We start from the raw sequence: 18,924 nt of genomic DNA on the forward strand, positions 1-18,924 counted from the left end.
CAGGTCGTACTCATTACGAGAATGAGTCAGACGCAACAGACCAATCTTGTCTTTGGCCACTGAATCAGGCGACTCAACAACCGCCACTGAGGCCATCTGCAAGGCCGCTACTGCGCGAATAGACTGCGCATGCGAAGTAACGACTACCTTTACTTCCTTATCATCACTAGACATCCTGGCTTTCCTTTCCGCAATGTTTTTCATAGATGGAATTGAGAACCTCTTTCTGCTTGGTGGTTAAATCAAGCAAGGCGATACCCTCGACATTGCTCATACCGAAGGATTCGGCTTTATGCTTCATGTCGCGGATGAACTTGGTTTCCCATTCCGAGAAGTCGCCGCTTTCCAGCACCAGCGCGTGAAGCGCCAAAACCTTCCTGGAAATTGGCTCGATGCGAGTTTTCAGGCGCGTAAGATACGCCTGGTATTCAGCTTCCTTCTCTTCCTCAGTCTTAGGCTGTCCCAACTTATCCCAATCAATTTTGAAGGCCATGAGGCACCTCCTTATGGGTGACGGTGTTCGCCAGATGATGCATGAGCCAGTAAGCGACTTCATGCCCATCGCGGTCCATGTTGTAACCCTGACGGCGACACGCTTCGACCAGCTGGTAGCCCGGCATCGCGCCCATGGATGAAAGCGCCTGATGCAGCCTGCCGGCAGCGACACAGAATTCATCGAAATCCCGCGACTCTACTTGCTCCTCCACTGCGTCATCATCGAGGCCCGCCGTCGGGTCGGCATACAACGGCCCTTCGAAAATGAGGTCGGGGTCATTTTGACGCACCAACCCAAACCAGCCTTTCGGCCAATCAGGATTGTCAGCGGTTGATTGCAGCAGGGAATAGCCAGGCAAAACGTCGGCGGCAATGACTCGCGCCTCAGTCAAACATTGTAAACACATTTTTCCTCCTTATAAATTGTATGTTACCAGTTCTTGTATAGCATTTAAAGGATATTTTGCCTAGTTAAGCTATACGAGGACTGTGCATAATAAGAGAGTGCCATGGATAAGTTCTTATGCTGGGTAGACTCCGCGATAAAAATTGGTCTTGAACTAGCGCTTCACAATGCCTACGGGCATCCATTCAATGAAATCGATGAGGCCTGGGCCGGGCAGGGGTATCGCCTATGTGCCAGTGCAGCTGAAAATGCGGTCGGCGGCGAGCAGGTCGAGATTCACCTTTCCCCTAACAAGCAATCACTTCAGGTTGTGCTTACCTATCAGGAACGCTGCGAATCCCATGTTGTGGGTTCTTTTTCTGTTTCCGAGGTGGTAAACGCTACCAAGCTCGCATGCCGAGTCGTGTCCGGTCATCTTGAGTACGCCGAAGCTATCGAAGTCGCTAAAGCGCGGGGATACTCCGTTTCCTACCAGGAGCCAAGCGGAGAAGTTGCCGGCATTTATTCCTGCTCATTAGGGGTTCTGCCGCGTGTAGGCCCGTGCAGCTCGGAGCTTGAGGCCTGGCGCCAGGTTGTTGAACGACTTGCGTTGGTAAAGCCTGGGGAGACCGTGTGGCGCTCAAGTGAGTTTGGCCGCGTGACTACCACCAATGTGCTGCTTAAAGATGGTGAACTTGGCGCGATGACCCGGAAGAAGCGCATCGAGGTCCGCCGGCTTGAGGACCACTACGAACTATTCCTCCTTGAGCGCCGCTATTTGCCAGGGGAATACCCACGCGACACCCGTCAGGATAGGCTGCCGGTCTACGGCCACCCCTGGCAATTCAGCTCGCTTGATGAGGCCCGGAAGGCCGCTCATATGGATATCTGCGACTACGAAGGGAGTGAGATGGAGGAGCTCAATTACATCGCGGAATTCCTCAAGGCTGAGGCCGCGGCCCTGTAAATGAAAAAGCCCAGGATTCCTGGGCTTTGTTGTATCTAGGCTAGTCTTCCTGCGGAGACTCGACGGCTTGCGCCTGACGGAATTCATGCAGGCGATTGAGGCGGGGAATGATTTCGTGCTGGCGCAGCCACAGGTCGCCACCTTTCAGAACGGAGGTCACCTCATCATCGGTCAGGAAGGGGACGCACACTTCACGCATGATTTGCTCGAACCAGGGCGATACAGCTGCGATTTCCGCGGCTTGCTCATTCCCCTTACCGTACATGCCACCGGAATAGTTGTGGAACATGAGGATGCCCTTGCTGCTGATGACGTGCTTGTCGCCGGCGACGTAGAGCAGGGCGCCCATTGAATAGGCTTCAGGATTCAGGATGGTGGTGATGGTCGCTTCGCTCTCCTGCATCGCCTGAATTAACGCGAGGCCAGAAGCAACGCTTCCGCCTACCGTGTTGATGAAGAGGCGAATGTCATCGCTTTCAGTGGCGGTGCGCAGGGTATGGCACAGCTCGTCGTAGGCGGAGGGCTCGACTATTTCGTGGGACAGGTAGATGTCCAGGTCCCGGACAACATGCTCAGTGCTGAAAATGCGATATGGCTCCGGATAGGCTTTGCCAATATCGAGGTCGGCTTGTGCTGCGGCCTTCTTGAAGTGAGTCATGTGTGCTCCTGTTGGGGTTGGAAGACTCGACTTGCGTCGACATTTCCGTATAGCGCGCACAGCCCGTCCTCACGTTCGTTTGCTTGCGATTTATACTATTTAACGGTATACTATTAATAGTCCCCAAGCGGGATTCTCACCTAAAAAATAGGAATAAACCATGACCCATATCGTCCAACTGGGCGCTATGGCTGCCTTGGCCATTCAGGCGCTGCCTGTTGTCGCCCAGCCAGTCCCGGCTCCCGTGCATCACCTGCTCGCAATCGACATCTCCGGTTCCACCTACTACCACCTCCCTGAGCTACGCCTCCACCTGAAGAACAAGCTTTCCTCGCTTGTGAACGAGAACGATACCGTTTCGATTATCTGGTTCTCCGGTCGCGGCCAAGTCGGCACGCTGGTTGAAGCCATGAAGGTGCGTAGTGTTGGCGACCTGTCCACATTGCACACCGCCATCGACCGTTTCCTGCAGCCCATGGGCCTGACTGGCTTCAAGGAGCCGCTGCAAGAGGCCGAAAACATCATTGCACGCCTCAAGGCCAAGACCACCGGTTCACTCTTCAATCTTTTCTTCATGACGGACGGCTACGACAACCAGTGGACCGAACGCGAAATTCTGGACCTGTGCGCCAAGCTCGAGAAGCAGCTGGATTCTGCTGCGGTCGTCGAATACGGCTGGCACTGTAACCGCCCGCTGCTGACCAAGATGGCCGAAACCCTGGGGGGCAATCTGGTGTTCTCCGAAGACTTCCAGGCCTATACCGTCGCCTTCGAAGGCTCATTGACTGGCGGCCGCAGCAAGAAGGTTCCGGTCAAGTTGGACTATGCCATATCAGGTCCTGTGTTCGGTCTCGCCGGCGGCACGCTGCTGAGCTTCACGCCGGACGCTGACAACGTCGTGCTCCTTCCGGAAGGTCTCCCCGCTGTCGCGTACTTCACTGCGGCGCCGGGCGAAGCCTTTGACCGCGCTAAGCATGCTGATGCCCATATCTGGGCCAGCCTGGTTCCACTGGCACAACGCCTCGAAACCAATACCCTGTTCTCTGTGCTGGGCGCCCTGGGTGACGTTGCCTTGGTCAACAGCTTCTCGAGCTGCTTCTCCAAGGAAGACTACAGCCGCTTCCAGGATGAAGCGCTTGCTGCTGCAAATGACCCGGCCAAGCGCTATGTCACAGGCTACGACGCCAACGCCGTGCCCAAGGAAGATGCGTACACCGTCATGGAACTCCTGGCCGACCTGGCGAGCTCCGACGATAACCTGTTCTATCCGTACCACGAAGCCTTCCATTACGAGCGCATCGGTGCGGCGACCAAGGCGCGCAGTGATGAAGCCAAGTTCGAGCCGAATGACAAAACCAAGGGTTACCCGGTCAATGGCCTCGTCTGGAATGAATCTCGCCCCAACGTCAGTCTGCGCGTGAAGGTCGATGGCAAGGTCACGCTGCCCGCTACCCGTCCTGCCGGCTTGCCGGAAGCCATCGATAGCTACATCTATCGCAATTACACCATCGTGCGCGACGGCATTGTGCATACCCGTAAGATGGCCGTGTCGCTGGATGAAGCCACCTTCAACAAGCTGCAAGCGAACGACTTGCTCGCAGGTGAAGCGTGGGAAGCCGGCAAGGTCTATGTCCTGGATTACCCCAAGGTGCCGGTCATCAATCGCAAGATGGTGAAGGGCACGACCGCGAAGGATACTTTCAAGCTGGTGGTCGACCTCGAAGTGATGAAGGCAACCCAGAAGGTCTTCAACGATTACCGCAATCGTATTGCGCCCAAGGTATCCAAGAAGTTCCTGCTGCTCTACGGCCAGGAAGCCACTGATTACCTGGCAAGCATCGGTGTTACCGATTACAACGGCTTCAACCCCGCAAGTGATTCCGTGAAAACTGGTGACGTGTATCTTGCCAAGGAGCTGAAGATTGCCGTGAAGGGCCTGTCCTCGCTGCCCAAGGTTGCCGACGTCGAAGCTGCTCTCGCGGCCAAGAAGAAGCTCAAGATTGGCGAAGCTGTCATGGCTCCGGCACTGGAGCGTCTCGAGAACTTCATGTCGTCTGCGGTGTTTACCAGTGCGGCCAATGGTGATGCTCTGCTGGAAACCTGGTTGGAAACCGAATCCAAGGCTGTAACGACGCGTACTCGCGAGCTGCAGCAAGAGTTGGCGAAGGCCAAGTTCTCCATCGTGGTTGGCCACGTCTGGTTCTCGGACATGGCTTCGATGGATGACAACTCACTGGAAGTCGAAGTGCCAGGCTTCGGCAACGCCGCGGTAACCGCGACGCTGAAGGATGTAGAAATCGAGAAATAGAATGGACCACACTGTTAACGGAATCAGAGTCTCCGCAACCCCGCTTCGGCGGGGTTTTAATTTGGTTACGATGTATCGGTAACTGTGCTCTACTTAACATGAAGATGTAACAACAGCATCTGCAAACAATGTCCATCGAATTCACTATAAGACCCTAGGTCCTATCCACCGGGAGAGGCTACCTGTTTAAGACAAAGATGTAATGCACAAAAAAACGAACCCAGGTGTACTGGGTTCGTTTGTGAGCAGTTAGGCAGCTTTGAGGGAGTGCTTCTTTTTACCCTTACAAAGCTTGTCCACGTAGGTTTCCAGCATCGGCTGCAGCAGCTCTGCCCGCAAGTCGATTGCTTTTTCACCCGTCCGAGGAATGCCCTGTTCAGTCGCAGCTTCGGTGTAGCTCTGCCAGAACGCTTTCAGGTTGCTATCTGCGATTGCGTCAGGCTCACCCATCTCCGCGCGAACCAGGGTTACCAGGTCCTTGAGCACGAGCGATTCGAAACGAGTAGCCTTAGCCTCCTCGAACTCATCGACGTACTTATGGGCCACACGCATAATGGCCAGAACCTCCGGGTTACCCACAATTGCTGACGGTTTTGTGCCATTACGGCCTTTCGACGGCAGCATGTTCAGCAGTTGGTCAGCGAGCAAAATCGCTTCTTGCTTGGTTCGGGCCTTGTTGCTGAGCGTGTAAATATCCCCGGTTTTCCCTACACGGCCAATGAAGCGGTTCAGTACAGAGGCAATATTCTTGCCTTCCAGCATCTGGGCCGACCGCAGCTTGTCGGAGAACCCGGCACAGCGGAAGATAGACCAGAAATTATCCCCGGACCCCTTTACACCTTGTCGGCTGTTGAAGGAGTTGTACAAATTCAGCGCTTCTTCCAGGCTTTGCGGCTCATAAATGTCAAGCTTGACGTTGTCAAACATGGCAGTGGGCTCGTAAAACCAGTAGTCCAGCCGATGATAGCCGTCAATCAGCACCAAACGCCCTTCAAACCAAATGGCAGCGAAGTTACCTTGAGTTGCCGGGCGGTTCTTCAGGGTTTTAACGTGCGTAGTGCGACCACCTTGGTTGCGCGCTTTGTGGTTGCGTTGCATCCGGAAGATGGTGGCCAGCTGATTCTTGTCATAGAAAATGTCAAGCAACTGCTGCCCCGTCAACGAAGTTGTCGTGCAACGGGTCCCGTTCATCACAACCACCAAGGCGTTTTTCAGGCTAGCGCGAACTGCGCGAAAAATCTCTTTCATCACTGTTTCCTTAAAAATTGATAGTTACAAAGTAAGTGTTTCCACCTCCATGTATAGACAAAGTTGGCTTTCTATGGTATATTTTGACCATTCACTTAAAACATACGGCAAACATGGATGTATCTACCAAACATCTCAAGGCTTACGTTATGGACGGTCCTGCGCCAGGGACCTGTAAGTTTGGCTCGTCGGTCACCCCAAAGAGTCGAGAACGCAACTTTAAGACCAGTGCGCCGTTCATGCGCCTAGTGTACACTCAGCCAATCGACAGTAGAGCTTGGGAGTATGCAATGCACAAGGAGCTTCATAAAACTGGGTTGGCGCTTAGTAATGAAGTGTATGCCATGGATAGCAGCGATATGGTTGCCCTCGTGTCAGGTGAGGTACCGGGCAAACCAGCTGAGCGCCATAAGTTGCTGCGCATGGTCCTATCGGCAGAGTTAGCGCCAGGCGTGACTATCGAAGACGCAAGTCACGCAAACATCGACTTCCTTGCAGACGAGGAGCTACCCCCTGCCCGAAAGGTTCGTGAAGACTTAGCGCTTCTTTTCGATGCCGGCCTTGCGCATGTGGCCGCGGCTAACGGGCTTCCAGACGCTATCGTAGTCATAGACTCTGAAAAGTTTCAGGCCAAGCTTCCCCATTTGACTAAGGCGTTGCCGATGTTGATTTTTGGGAAAGGGGTGCAGCCTTACACTAAGGGGTTGCCGCGCGTAGATAAGCCCGGCTTGCTTCGGGTGAAATGACGCCACCAGGCGATTGCCCCGAAGCGCCAATTGTAAATAAATGGTTTGCCTAGGTTAGGTTGTTGTCAGGTTCCGCTGGCGCGCATTTAAGACTCCTCTGCAATTAGCTGACAACACGGTTGTTTACATCATTACTTCCACATAAGAGAAGTAGGCCATTTTTCCGCTGATGACCTCAACGGTGTAGCCCAAGCGCATTTAGCGCTTGGGCTTTATGGATTATTAGTTACTTAGGACGGAATTCAGTAAACTACCTTCTCCAGAATAAAGGAGAATAAGGTGGAAAAAGCAATACGAATTTACAGAACTATCGACGAAGCCAGAGCCCTATCATTCCCTATGATTTCCACTGGAGAAGCTACCGCCATCCAGTGGGAGCTCTCTCATATCGTTAACGACCAAAGCTCGACATCTGCAAAGGTTGCCAAACTGTTAACGTTGACCGACCGTATCGTCAAAATCCCAAAGGAGTTCTCTGTATGCTCGCAGAAGTGCTCTCATTGCTGCCATATCCCAGTCTCCATCTCTGGAGTTGAAGCTGACTTGCTGGCTGAGACGTCCGGCCGAGAAATAAAGAAGCGAGGCGGACTGTTCCTCAATAAGTATTCACCCTGTCCTTTCCTGCGTAAGAACGAATGCTCCGTATACGACGTCCGGCCGTTGGTCTGCCGCGCTCATTTTGCCTTCGATGACCCGCAGTACTGTAAAGCGCAAACGGTTCCCCATGCCACCTACACGGTCGCGAGCAATGGCTTTCTGGGAAAGGTTATGAAAGCCATCGATTACCTTAACCAAGACAAGCGGGCAGGGGACATTAGAGCCTTCTTTAAATGAGCTAAGGCTATACCTTGGTACATACTACTGAGGAAATATCATGCAACCCACTATGATTCAAGAATGGATGCGCCAGCAGCTTGCCAAAGTTGAGGGTAATTGCCATTCAGCACAAGGCAGAATCGCTGCCGCGCGCACGATGCGAGAAGTCGTTCAAGCCATGCAAATCTCCGTACCCCCGGAGTTGCGTAGCGTGATACGTTCCCAACCAGGAATGCGGGCATTAACCGCGGCGGCCGAGCGCCGGCTCACTGAACTGCTCGAGGCGCAACTGGAAGAAGCGCGCAAAGCAGAGTCGACAGAGGCGGCTAAAGGTATCCTCGGCCGGCGACGTGCGCAGGACTGGCCCTACTTGAGAGGCACTTATGCGCATATCTACCGTAAGGCGGATATGGAAGCGCGAAGGCTTCTTCATACCAAGGAAAAGGAGAGTGGTAATGGACATTAATCAGCCACAGACACAAACTAAATACCCAGTCTGGGTTGGAGTTGGTTACCGCGGGTATTGGACTTGGACGACTCAACCCACACCTAAAGTGGCAATTAAGTAAAATCAATCTCTAAACAAAGCCCGTTTTTACGGGCTTTTTGTTAACGTACTAGACAAATATGATGGTTTGTGCTATATTAAAAACTAGATTCAAAAAGGGCGACAATTCGTCATGACCTCCACAACCATCTCAACCAATACGCAATCCAACGAAGCCGCGCTCGAAACGGGTCCGGTCGTGGGATATTTCCTTGGGCATGAAATCCATGCTTGGGTGCGCGTGCCTGAGGGTGTGTATGTGTATGACGGCATCGCTCCTGGGCCTCGACCCGGCATGGTCGATATGACCAAGCTGAAATCAGACGAAATTTGCATCTCTCCCGGCCTTTGCTATAAGCTCGACCCCTCAATCTAAGGAGGTCTGCACATTGTTATTCCCCTCGGTCCCCGTGCGCTTCGTGAGCGCGGTTCGCGCTGCCTATCGGGAGCCGCACCGGCATTTTCACTGCTGGGGCCATATTCAGCATTTGGTGAAAACGGCACGTCAACTGAATTGGAAGTTGAGACGCGCTGAGCAGTTGGCCGTCCTATGCCACGACCTGGTGTATGTGCCAGGGGCACCAGCGGGGAGTAACGAATTAGCGAGTATTGAGGCGATGGATGCGCTTCTGGTAGAGCTTAAGGTGGCGGTGCCGCTCATGGCCAAGAGTGAAGCCAAAGAAATCATCATGGCAACGGTCGACCACAGGCCCAGTTTTATTGCGTCAAGGGTCTGCGACCTCGACCTTGCCATTCTAGGCGGTACCCCTGCTGCCTGGACTCGATACCGCGCGGCGGTGCGTGCCGAGTATCCTCAGATGAGCGACGCGCAGTTTAACGAGGGGTCACAAGCTTTTCTCGCTGGGATGCTGGCTCGGCAGTCGATTTACCAGACCCCTGAGGCGATAGCCCGGTTCGAAGCCCGGGCGCGTGAAAACATTTCCAGAGAATTGGCAGCGCTGGCAGAATAGCGCTCCTTTTGATGTGAGGTAGGTGATGGGCGAGGCTAAACGCAAGAAAGTCGATATGGCGCCGCTGGAAGATGCCGTCGGCAAAGTAGGCTCGGCACTCCGTAGGCTGGCCACGGCCGCGAGCGGTTCATTTGGCAGCGATTGCTTTATGCATGCCGAAATGGGGCGTTTGGCGCTGGAAGAGCTTGGCTTCAAGGCGGTGCGCAAAAGCGGCTTCGCTGCTTGGCGCCTGGGGGCGGGTGACGGCGACGTCATCTCGCATACGGAGGAGGCCCTGTCTTATCTTCCGCCAGGCACGGAAGGCTTACCGTACCATACCTGGTTGGAGGTTTCGGGGTACATTGTCGACTTCACGACCTACCAGCTACGCCATAAGGCGGAAGAGCTGGATGCTGCGGACGGCGGTCACACCAACGTGGATTGGTGTCCGGATGTGCTCATCATTAACAAACACCATGTCATGACGTATCGACAGGTGGCGCAGGCGGCGACTCCACCAGCCGTATACTATGAAGCAAGGTCCAATCTGGACGACTATTTAGCCAGCAAGTACACCATTGACCCGCAGGACTATGTCGCCCTGCGCATTCTCATGTTCAACCAGAGCATGCAGGTGATGGGCCCCAACGATATCGAGAGCTAAGTATCACGCGTTCAGGCTTCAGGAGCGCAATGCTCTTGACAATTGTTGGTTAGTTTGATATAGTACCACCATCAAAGGAGCCAATCATGCAAGAAGTACTGGACGCGCTTCAATTCGCAAAACAACGTCACAAGGGTCAGGTTCGCCGGGGTTCCGGTGAGCCATATATTACCCATCCTGTGGCGGTGAGCTACCTGGTTGCGGCATACAAGCGCTCCAAGCGGCTGAGAGAGCTTATTGTGGCGGCCATGCTTCATGATGTCGTAGAAGATACGTCGACCACCATCGAGGAGATTTCACGGCGATTCGGTGTGTTCGTCGCCTCATTGGTGCTCGAGCTCACCAATGACAAGGAAGAAATTTTGCGTCATGGCAAGCTGGAGTACCAGTCCAAGAAGCTCCTGAGCATTTCAGGCTATGCCTTGGTTATCAAGCTTGCCGACCGACTACATAACATCAGTGATGCCCCGACGCCCAAGATGGTCCGGGATACGCTGGTGCTGATTGAGCGGTTGCGTGCCGGCCGTAAGCTCACAAAAACACAAGAAGCAATGGTTTCCGACCTGGAATCCCTTTGCCATCAGAAGCAGGCTCTCCAAGCTGCCGCCTAATGCGCCTCCCGGCGCAACTCTAACAACTTGAGTTGTTAACTAATGGTGCAGGTGCACCTCTCGAAGGCATTATTTTGCTCTCGAAATCCTGTCATAAATCTAAAACATTGTTAAGTTAACATATGTTTTGTGAGTGGCATGATTCTTGATAGCTTAAGGCTAAACTTATTTGGAGAATAGAATAATATGTACTCAGACGCAGTTACCTTAATTTCCATCCTGCGCAATGAAGAGCCGTCGCGTGTTCATGACTGGGATAAACCGGTCGTGGCCAAGCTGGAGGCAGACCCTGCAACCTTGCACGCGTTTCGCTTTGGTTCCGACGAAGTTCGCTGGGATATCTACGCCAAGCTCAAATACAAGGACTACGGTCGCGTCTTCGGCTAGAACGGAACATGCCACTCAAGCCCTACGACCTGATGCTTGGTCTGGTAGAGGCTGATGGTAGACCGGGAAGTCTCCGAGGTCAGGCTGACCAACACGGCACCTACCGGTAGCGAGACTTCGATGGCGCCGGAAACTCGATGCACCGTATCTTCGCGGGTTGCATCAAACAGGACGTTATAGCCCTGGTACTTCCGGCGCGTCACTGAATCCGTCACGTCAACCGTGACCTTGGACGCCTCCTTGAACCCTAGGTTGGCAGTCCAGGATTTCTCTGCACCCATCGTCACCCCTGCCTCGGTAAAGGTGTTGAGGTCAGACTCAGCATCTTCCTTGGCAAGGACCACCTGCCCAAACACTTTCCCCGTCCCCGACGGCTGGTAAACAGACTCCAGCGTCAAACTTGTTCGTGTGGCGGCATAAGCAGATGTTCCACCATACAGCACACGGCCACCCGAGACTGTACCGCCAAGTAGCAGCGAGCCGTTCCAGCTTTTGGGCTGCCATTTCCCAAGTACGCTGCCCATGGTCATGCGACGCAATACCTCTTGGTCCAGGAGGTCTGCAGAGGTCGATACCGAAATCCCACCCAAGGTGTTTTGGTGCGTCCAGAATTTGGTGGCATCGAGGTTGAAGGTATTCCTGTTCCAATCACTAGCGTTGTCAAAGACCGTGCCTTCGGCCCCGCCTGAGATGTCGAATCCCGACGTTTCGCTAAGCACACGGTACGAGAGATGCCCTGCATATTTCGTCCCCATGTCGCTTCTCGGCTTGGCATCGCTATTCAGTTGAAACGGCAATCCAAACAGCATCACGGTATCGGAAACAGGGCCACTATTCACATTGGAGTCGTAAATCCGACCTATCCGCATATCTCCGTGCCATCCACTCCCTGCCAGTCCGGATGCCGTATGCAACCCGGTAAGCACGGATTCTGGCACCAGCCCGACGCGGGCCACCTCGGCCGCTATCAGGTCCTGCACTTCCGGAGGCGGGTTGGAATCCAGCGCGCGCTGGAACTGCTGAAGGCCTTCCTGGCCTAGACCCAGCTGCAAATAGGTCTTGCCGAGTTCGAAATTCAGCCGCGGTGTTTCCTGGGTGGCCAGAATTGCCTCAAAGGCTTCCTTAGCCTCGGCAAATTGGCTAGCTTCTTCAAAGCAAAGCCCCTGCTCGAACAGCGCTTCGTTATGCTCTTCAGGATTTGCCGCGCGCTTGTCGTCCAGAACGCAACCAGATGCCGCAGCACCTGCTTGCAATAGGGTTAGGGATACAAGTAATGGTAGGAGTCGCATGGCCAATAAAAGAGGGCCTAATGGCCCTCTGGTTCGTTAGGTTAAGGGTTACTTGCGGGTCGCCGTACCCGAGTAGTTCACTGAGGTGAGTACCTGGTAACCACCGTTGCCCTGCGGGTAGTAAACGCGCGGGCTCATCACATCCACATTCAGGCTGATGCTGTTAGGCAGCGCATCCTTCGTACGGGTGAGGTTCTGCGGCGAATAGAACTGCGTTGCGTCATACACGCCGACACGAGAGCCGGCAGTGCCGCTCACGGTATTACCTGCGATGGTGCCGGTGAATGGCACAGATGCCGGCAGGACCGTTGCTACAGCTTTCTGGTTGAAGTCCTTGGGCGCGTCCACCAGCGTGACGGCGTCCGGGGTAAACCCAGAGAAGGTGCCCGTGAAGTTAGCCACGCTAGCATTGGCCGACATCGTGGCGGTCAGGTTGACCTTGCCTGTTGCCGAGGCAGTGTTGAAATACGAGGTCTGGTAACCATTTCTGTAGCCAGTATCCTCGGTAAAACCGAAGGACGCCTTTGCGGTTCCGGCGTACGCCGCCTGCAGAGGCTTGGAAGTGTTGATGGAGGAAACTACCAAAGGCTTAAGGCTGTTGGTAATGATGGCCGGGGCCACAGTGACGCTCTTGGTTGCGCCCGTCCAGGAAGTCAGCGAAGAGGTGGCTGCTGACGCGCCGCCCGCGAAGAGGGCCAAGACCAGGAATGCGAGTTTTTTCATGGATACTCCACTAGAGTGTGAGTATCTGTATAGCTTCGAACCTTAAGTTGGGGGCTGCGCCAACTTCAAATTGTCGAGATTTCCGCCAAACACGCGACGTTCGAGAGGTGAGAGGTTCCGGAATGTGCCGACCGCAATCAACCGCCCTTGAGAGGACTTGAATGCAGCGCCAGGGATAGTTTTCAACCAGTGCTCTGCCGCGCCACCTGAAAATGCCAGGCCAAGCTTTTTTGCAGCTTCGACGGCACGATGCTCTCCATGGTGGAACGCAAGCAGGGTCGCCATGGAGAGCTGGTGATACCCTGGCGGCACGTAAAAGAAGCCATACCAGCGGTCATATACAAACGGCTTTGTGATATCTGCGTCAACCAGGCATATCGGTTGAGAAGCATGACAAGCATCCAGGGCCAATTCCTGCTTCTCTGTGAGCATCACCAGCTCGAGCGCAGACATTAAGCTGCCTTCTTCTGGCGTTCTTCTACCACTTCTTCGAGCAGGCTGGTAATGAAGGTTTTCAACACCCCTGGCTTCTCGAACATGGAGAAGTATTCCTCCAGTTCTTCAACCATCACCGAGCCGTCATCGGTTCGGCCAGCTTCCAGCGTATCAGTCTCGCGCAGCTTTGACGCGAACGAAGACAAGCGCAGGCCCTTAGGCAGCGCTGCCTTAAGCTCGCCTGGCGCCGCGGCATACACTTCCTTGCCGGTGAGGTCGAACACATCCTCGGCAAATTCCAGCGGTACCGATTCCAGGCTAATACCATGCGCCGGGGTCCACACAGAAACGACAGGCTTGTGCTTCTTGAGGTCTACGGAGACGCGCGACACACTGCCGGGGTTATGGCAGGCCATGCGACCCTTCAGAACCATCGGGCAGGGCGTATGCATGTGGCCGTTGACCAGCATGTCGCACCCTTCGATTTCCTTCAGTTCCTGCCCATCCGGGTAGAGGCCGTTGAAGTCGAAATCCTCATGGGTCACCATGATGTTGCGGGTGCCTGGCTCAGCCGCGATGCTGGCCGGAATACGGAAGCCCGCCGGGGTCGCCCATAGGTTAACGATGGTGCCTTTGATATCGAGGGACAAGACCTTGCCGGGCTGGTCAATCAGATTAAGGACACCAGCATTCGCCATGAGGTATGCCGCATCCTTGTGGGTAAACCAGCTTTCGGTACGGTCGTGAGAACCCCCCAGCATTTCCGGCAGGACACCTGGCGGCAACTTGAACTCACGGAATGCCGCCATGACCTGCGCCAGCAATTCCAGGTTGTTTTCGCGCGCACGATGGAAGAGGTCACCCAACCCCACCGGGAAAAGATTACGCTCATTACAGATGCGAGCGGCTTGCGACAGCTTGCGCAGCACCGCGGCAGCATAATCGTCGATACGACGGCCGACTTTCCCGCTCGCCAGATGCAGGTCGCCAATGAACAGAATGCCATCGAAGCCCTTGATGGGCTCAGAATACACCTTGGTTCGAATCGAATTCATTAATGCACCTCTTCAAATGGCTTGTTGCAGACCGGGCAAACCCCAAGGCTATCCATCAAGCTGTGCAGGTCGGTATCCGCCTGCTTTTCTTCCTTGACCAGCGTCGTGGCACCAGCTTCCAAGGTCTTGACCGAGGCGGCTTGGCGTTCCAGCTTCTCCACCAGCGACTTCAAATCGAGTGGGTTCTTCAGCTCCGGCACTTGAGGTACCGCCGGCACCACCCCAACAGCTGAGGAATACATGGTGCAGCGCTTCAGCTTGCGCATCAGGTCGAACAGCGCCGTGGTGTCATGTAACTTCGGCAACGCCGGCAACGCGCCGGGCATGGGCAGCAATGCCTTACCCTGGTTGGACTCAAGACGATTTATCAGTAGCTTCAATGCGGTCGTGTCCTGAATTGCAGGCACCGCAATATCGGTACGCAAGCCTTCTTCATGTCCAGCCAAGAAGGACACCCGGGATTGGAGTGGCCCCATCCGTGCCACCAGCTCACGCGTAGCGCGCAAAGTGGCTTGTGCGTTTTCGGCATCTACCTGCAACGCCTGCATGATGTCGACCAACGCGGAAATACCGCTCAAAGGGGCTAGCGCACGCAGCTTGCAGGACACTTGATTGAGGTCCACCTCATCACGCTTGATGTTGTCACGGTCGGTACGCAGGGACTGGCGGTGCTTTTCAATCAACTCCTGCAGCAGGCCGGACTCCTTGCCAACAGATAGCAGTTGGGCACGGCGAGAGGCGGATTCATTCAGCAGGAAGACCGGCATTTTCTGGCTACGCAGCTGAATATCCAGGTCATCCACACGGTTGATGCGCAGCACCTCAGTAATGAACTTGGGCGCGGAGCCTTTCTTTTCCTGCGGGCCTTGGTGTGTTGGCTTGCCAGCCTTGAATTCAGCGGCGCTGTCGTAGCGGCGGAACAAAACCTTAGGTGAGCCTTTACGTTGGCGCACCATTTCCAGTACCACCTCGTTCTCGAGGCCCAGGCGAACAACAAACTCATCTGCACCGTGACGAATCATGGTGTCATCGGATTCGCCGTAGGCCATCGCGCGGAAAGCTGTAATGAACAGCGTGCTCTTGCCGCCGTTGATATCGCCGGACAACACATTCAGGCCGGACGACAATTCAATACGCGTCTTCACATGACGGCGCAGATTTTCTGCCTCAACCCAGCGCACACCAACATCATCCGTGCTTGCCCATGCGCGACCGCCTTCCAGCGATTCCACATAGGGATAGCCCGCCCGGAGTGCGTCTTCTTCACTATCCGGGGAGAGTGGGGCGGAGTCGTCGCGATAGCGCACTTCAACCACGTCACGCGACTTGCCTCGCCCTGGCACAAAAACAACGTAAGCTCTTTCAGTGGGGGCGCCGACATAGCGCACTTCAGCGCCGATACGGTCTGCAAACGATTCAATCTCCATATCGAGCTGAACCGCGTGGATATGCGCGCCCTCCGACATCAAGCTGAGGTCGTTATGAGAAATCATGAGGGTTTGGCAGCCATGATACAGGGTGCCATCCGGCAGCACTCGCGGATTAGCCACCTCAGCAATCACATTGGTGAACGCCGGAACCCGGCTAGCCTTCAGCCAGCAATCTGGTTCATCGAGCACCACAACAGGACGGGTGCTGGTCCGCGAACGGGCCGCATAGGTGAGGCCAGTGACCACCACATTGGTCAAGCCACCACCATTACCATCCAAAATATCTTCAAGGTCGCCGTTATTGTCGAGGCGAATATCGAGCGCAGGAGCACCGCGTTCTGTACCCAGCTCGAGCCTGATTGAACCAGCTTCTGGAACAACGTCGTCTACAAAGGCGGTCAGCAGGGCTTCAAACTCACCCACAGCCTTGGCATGCGCCTTTTCCTGAAGGTAGTTGAATACCTCAGTGACTTGTGGCGCCAGCTCAATACGTGCTTTGGCGAGCGATATGTCGCGGGAAAGCTTGGATTTTTGAGTACCCAACTCATGCGCCTGACCTTGCAGGCTTGAAAACCGCATTTGCGCCGACAGGAAGCGGCGGCCAAGCTGTTCCAGGTCGACCGGGGTCGTCATCGTTAGATATCCTCAGAAGAGAAGGCGGGGGCAGGCGCGGCTTCAGCCGGCGACACTGGCGCCGCTTGTTCAGGCATCGAGGCCAACAGGCTCGCCATGGCGACGGGGTCAGCCAAGGCCGCTTCGATTTTAGAAATGAATCCTTCGAATTCGGCAACAGAGGTCTGGAACTCGCCTAGCGCACGCTCATTGTCGGCCTCCTGGCGAGCCAGAATCCGCTTCAGCTCCGCGAGGTCCGCGGTACCATAACGCTCCATCGCCTCACGCTGTGCATCCGCCAGCTGCTGACGGCCAGCCTCCAATTGCACCTGGGCGTGCTGACGACGGACGGTTAGGGATTCAAGTCTCTTTTTGCCTTGTTCGAGTTGCTCAACAGCAGTAGCCATAGGGTTCTCCAGTCCGGCAGCGCCGGTAAGAAATTAACTAAATGATTGAAAACAGTCTACCACATTAAAGCAATATTGTCCAGTTAATTGTTAAGTTAAACAACAGCAATAAACCGCCATAAAATATTAATTAATTGACGTTTATACTGTTACATGATACATTTAAACCATTCATTATCAGATTCAACCAAGATGCAACTTTCGCACCGCGCGTATTCGCCTATAGACGCCATGAAACTGGTCCGCGAGGGATGTTCGCCCATCCTTGCGCGCGTGCTCGCCGGTCGCGGTATCAAATCCAAATCCGAGTTAGCTGGAGACTTGGGTCGGTTGCATCATCATTCCTTGCTCAAAGGCGCAGCAGAGGCGGCTGAATTCCTGGCTGACGCCATCCTTCTTAAGCGCAAGCTGGTCGTGGTAGCAGACTACGATTGTGATGGGGCAACGGCTTGTGCGATTGCTGTTCGAGGGCTGCGGGCATTCGGTGCCGATGTCACTTATCTGGTTCCTGACCGGATGGTGCACGGCTACGGCTTAACGCCAAGCGTTGTCGACCTCGCGATGGAGAATCCCGGCACCCCGGAGGTGCTTCTCACCGTCGACAATGGAATTGCCAGCCATGCGGGTATCGCACACGCGAAGTCACTGGGTTTGGATGTGGTGGTGACCGACCACCATTTGCCAAGCAAGGTTCTCGGACTGCCAAATGCCGAGGTGATTGTAGACCCTTCGCAGCCGGGATGTGATTTTCCATCCAAGGCTCTGGCTGGATGTGGTGTTATCTGGTACGTGCTCTGGGCCTTGCAGGATGAGTTGCGTCGCCGAGACAGGCCGATTGCGCCGGGTTTCAAGGTGAGTAGCCTTTTGCCTTTGGTAGCGGTAGGCACCGTGGCAGACGTCGTCGCACTCGACCACAATAATCGCGTGTTGATTCAAGCGGGGCTGGATAAGATTCGTGCAGGGGAGGTGTTTCCCGGTATTGAGGCGTTGGCCACGGCTGGCGCATTCAACCGTTGTGACCCGCGAGCCCTGGTAACGACTGATATCGCCTTTGGCATCGGCCCACGCATCAATGCGGCCGGTCGACTCGAATCCATGGCTATTGGTATTGAGTGTCTCCTTTCCGATGAGGCCGCTCACGCAGAGGCTCTGGCGGAACGGCTGGATACCATCAATCAGGAGCGCCGCCAGATTGAATACGACACCATTGATGATGCCGTGAAGCAGGCGATGGCGCTGATTGTGGAGGGTCGCCAATCAATTGTGGTGCACCATCCAGAGTGGCATGCAGGGGTCATCGGGATTGTGGCGGGGCGCATCAAGGAAAAGCGATATCGCCCAACCTTTGTGCTTACTACGGCAGATTCTGGTGAAATTAAAGGCTCCGGCCGGTCCATTCCTGGATTCAACCTGAAGGATGCGTTGGATATGGTCGATAAGCTATGCCCAGGTCTCATGGTTAAGTTCGGCGGGCATGCCATGGCTGCCGGGGTGACACTGAAGGCTGGGGGCGTGGCTGAGTTCCAGCGTGCCTTTGAAGAGGTGGCGTGCGAGCTTTTGACCGACGAAATCCTCAACCAGAAGGTTGAAGTGGATGGGTCGCTTGCTGGGCATGATTTCTCGCCAGCTACCGCTCGAAAGCTTCGAGTCCCCGTATGGGGCCAGGGATTTCCTGAGCCAGCATTCTGCGATACCTTTTACGTGCAATCAGCCAAAATCACAGGCATCTTCAAGGACCAGCTCAACATGACGCTCGAGCGAGATGGTTGCGAGCTGCAGGCAACTCGATTCCGGCATGAAGGACCTATTCCAGAAGGTTCGGTCAAGCTCGTATACAAGCTTAATTTGACGGTTGACCCCAAGGGGCGCGAGGTAGTGAAGCTTTTGGTTGACCACATCTTGTAATGGGCCCGTGGTCTGAGCGCTAGAAGCCTATACTCAGCTCACAGGACAAAAAGGGAACATCATGCCTAAGCATTTCGTAGAGGTTATTGCTGCCAGAAAGTATTACGGAAACCATGCAACTGGGACCGTCGTCCTTTGCAATGGCACTCCAACCCATTTCACAGGGCCGGACAGTCGCAGCCGGGCTCGCCAGTTTGCAGATAAATTGAGTAGCTAATGAATTCGACTCAACTAAGCCGCGGTATTCCGCGGCTTTTTTATCAGCTAATGGGTGTCATTAATATGC

21 protein-coding genes are annotated in these 18,924 nt (G+C 54.6%); 11 read left to right on the forward strand and 10 right to left on the reverse strand.

Annotated elements, in window-relative coordinates:
• Positions 1 to 166 precede the first annotated feature (166 nt).
• Positions 167 to 493, reverse strand: coding sequence for a hypothetical protein (locus NMK_RS10070; RefSeq protein WP_109015622.1), 327 nt, complete (start codon positions 491 to 493; stop codon positions 167 to 169).
• Complete coding sequence (locus tag NMK_RS10075; protein ID WP_146187171.1) at positions 477 to 902, reverse strand: hypothetical protein; 426 nt, start codon at positions 900 to 902, stop codon at positions 477 to 479. The genes NMK_RS10070 and NMK_RS10075 overlap by 17 nt, the downstream gene beginning before the upstream one ends.
• Positions 903 to 1,004: 102 nt before the next feature.
• Between NMK_RS10075 and NMK_RS10080 the strand changes: the two genes are divergently transcribed.
• Positions 1,005 to 1,847, forward strand: coding sequence for a hypothetical protein (locus tag NMK_RS10080; protein WP_109015624.1), 843 nt, complete (start codon positions 1,005 to 1,007; stop codon positions 1,845 to 1,847).
• A 40-nt stretch (positions 1,848 to 1,887) separates the two neighbouring features.
• Here NMK_RS10080 and NMK_RS10085 read toward each other — a convergent pair whose 3' ends face one another.
• Complete coding sequence (locus NMK_RS10085) at positions 1,888 to 2,505, reverse strand: ATP-dependent Clp protease proteolytic subunit (RefSeq protein WP_109015625.1); 618 nt, start codon at positions 2,503 to 2,505, stop codon at positions 1,888 to 1,890.
• A 160-nt stretch (positions 2,506 to 2,665) separates the two neighbouring features.
• Between NMK_RS10085 and NMK_RS10090 the strand changes: the two genes are divergently transcribed.
• Positions 2,666 to 4,813 carry a vWA domain-containing protein gene (locus NMK_RS10090; RefSeq protein WP_109015626.1) on the forward strand — a complete coding sequence of 716 codons (2,148 nt, stop codon included), beginning with the start codon at positions 2,666 to 2,668 and terminating at the stop codon, positions 4,811 to 4,813.
• A gap of 249 nt (positions 4,814 to 5,062) precedes the next feature.
• Here NMK_RS10090 and NMK_RS10095 read toward each other — a convergent pair whose 3' ends face one another.
• A complete protein-coding gene (locus tag NMK_RS10095) occupies positions 5,063 to 6,061 on the reverse strand; it encodes a hypothetical protein (RefSeq protein WP_109015627.1) in 999 nt (332 codons plus the stop codon).
• Between the two features lie 290 nt (positions 6,062 to 6,351).
• Here NMK_RS10095 and NMK_RS10100 point away from each other — a divergent pair, with 290 nt between their 5' ends.
• The 8 genes from NMK_RS10100 to NMK_RS10135 all read left to right on the forward strand — a co-directional run bounded on the left by NMK_RS10100 (position 6,352) and on the right by NMK_RS10135 (position 10,782).
• Positions 6,352 to 6,807 (forward strand): hypothetical protein, encoded by a 456-nt coding sequence (locus NMK_RS10100; protein WP_146187172.1) that lies wholly within the window; start codon positions 6,352 to 6,354, stop codon positions 6,805 to 6,807.
• A 279-nt stretch (positions 6,808 to 7,086) separates the two neighbouring features.
• Entirely contained in the window at positions 7,087 to 7,641 is a 555-nt protein-coding gene (locus tag NMK_RS10105; RefSeq protein ID WP_109015629.1) for a YkgJ family cysteine cluster protein, read from the forward strand.
• A gap of 40 nt (positions 7,642 to 7,681) precedes the next feature.
• Entirely contained in the window at positions 7,682 to 8,089 is a 408-nt protein-coding gene (locus NMK_RS10110) for a hypothetical protein (RefSeq protein WP_109015630.1), read from the forward strand.
• 214 nt (positions 8,090 to 8,303) lie between these two features.
• Positions 8,304 to 8,546: a hypothetical protein gene (locus NMK_RS10115; protein WP_109015631.1), complete on the forward strand. Its 243-nt coding sequence runs from the start codon at positions 8,304 to 8,306 to the stop codon at positions 8,544 to 8,546.
• Positions 8,547 to 8,559: 13 nt separating this feature from the next.
• Positions 8,560 to 9,141, forward strand: a complete 582-nt coding sequence (locus NMK_RS10120; RefSeq protein ID WP_109015632.1) for an HD domain-containing protein — start codon at positions 8,560 to 8,562, stop codon at positions 9,139 to 9,141.
• A 25-nt stretch (positions 9,142 to 9,166) separates the two neighbouring features.
• Entirely contained in the window at positions 9,167 to 9,784 is a 618-nt protein-coding gene (locus tag NMK_RS10125; protein WP_109015633.1) for a hypothetical protein, read from the forward strand.
• Between the two features lie 86 nt (positions 9,785 to 9,870).
• Entirely contained in the window at positions 9,871 to 10,395 is a 525-nt protein-coding gene (locus NMK_RS10130; RefSeq protein ID WP_109015634.1) for an HD domain-containing protein, read from the forward strand.
• Positions 10,396 to 10,581: 186 nt separating this feature from the next.
• The gene (locus NMK_RS10135; protein WP_109015635.1) at positions 10,582 to 10,782 is read left to right on the forward strand and encodes a hypothetical protein; all 201 of its coding nucleotides are present in this window, start codon (positions 10,582 to 10,584) and stop codon (positions 10,780 to 10,782) included.
• Here NMK_RS10135 and NMK_RS10140 read toward each other — a convergent pair.
• From NMK_RS10140 to NMK_RS10165, 6 genes are read right to left on the reverse strand one after another with little or no spacing between them, the layout of a single operon-like run.
• The gene (locus NMK_RS10140) at positions 10,779 to 12,077 is read right to left on the reverse strand and encodes a tetratricopeptide repeat protein (protein ID WP_109015636.1); all 1,299 of its coding nucleotides are present in this window, start codon (positions 12,075 to 12,077) and stop codon (positions 10,779 to 10,781) included. The two genes, NMK_RS10135 and NMK_RS10140, sit on opposite strands and share 4 nt — an antisense overlap.
• A 42-nt stretch (positions 12,078 to 12,119) precedes the next feature.
• Entirely contained in the window at positions 12,120 to 12,794 is a 675-nt protein-coding gene (locus NMK_RS10145; RefSeq protein WP_109015637.1) for a hypothetical protein, read from the reverse strand.
• A gap of 42 nt (positions 12,795 to 12,836) precedes the next feature.
• Positions 12,837 to 13,247 (reverse strand): hypothetical protein, encoded by a 411-nt coding sequence (locus NMK_RS10150; RefSeq protein ID WP_109015638.1) that lies wholly within the window; start codon positions 13,245 to 13,247, stop codon positions 12,837 to 12,839.
• A complete protein-coding gene (locus tag NMK_RS10155; RefSeq protein WP_109015639.1) occupies positions 13,247 to 14,284 on the reverse strand; it encodes a metallophosphoesterase in 1,038 nt (345 codons plus the stop codon). Before NMK_RS10155 ends, NMK_RS10150 begins: the two co-directional genes overlap by 1 nt.
• The gene (locus tag NMK_RS10160) at positions 14,284 to 16,347 is read right to left on the reverse strand and encodes an ATP-binding protein (RefSeq protein WP_109015640.1); all 2,064 of its coding nucleotides are present in this window, start codon (positions 16,345 to 16,347) and stop codon (positions 14,284 to 14,286) included. Before NMK_RS10160 ends, NMK_RS10155 begins: the two co-directional genes overlap by 1 nt.
• Before the next feature lie 2 nt (positions 16,348 to 16,349).
• Positions 16,350 to 16,733 (reverse strand): hypothetical protein, encoded by a 384-nt coding sequence (locus tag NMK_RS10165; RefSeq protein ID WP_109015641.1) that lies wholly within the window; start codon positions 16,731 to 16,733, stop codon positions 16,350 to 16,352.
• Positions 16,734 to 16,925: 192 nt separating this feature from the next.
• On the opposite strand from NMK_RS10165, the gene recJ reads away from it, so the two are divergent.
• Complete coding sequence (gene recJ / locus NMK_RS10170) at positions 16,926 to 18,638, forward strand: single-stranded-DNA-specific exonuclease RecJ (protein WP_109015642.1); 1,713 nt, start codon at positions 16,926 to 16,928, stop codon at positions 18,636 to 18,638.
• The last annotated feature ends 286 nt before the right edge of the window (positions 18,639 to 18,924 follow it).

Origin of the sequence: Novimethylophilus kurashikiensis, assembly GCF_003112435.1 — a bacterium.
Taxonomy (GTDB): domain Bacteria; phylum Pseudomonadota; class Gammaproteobacteria; order Burkholderiales; family Methylophilaceae; genus Novimethylophilus; species Novimethylophilus kurashikiensis.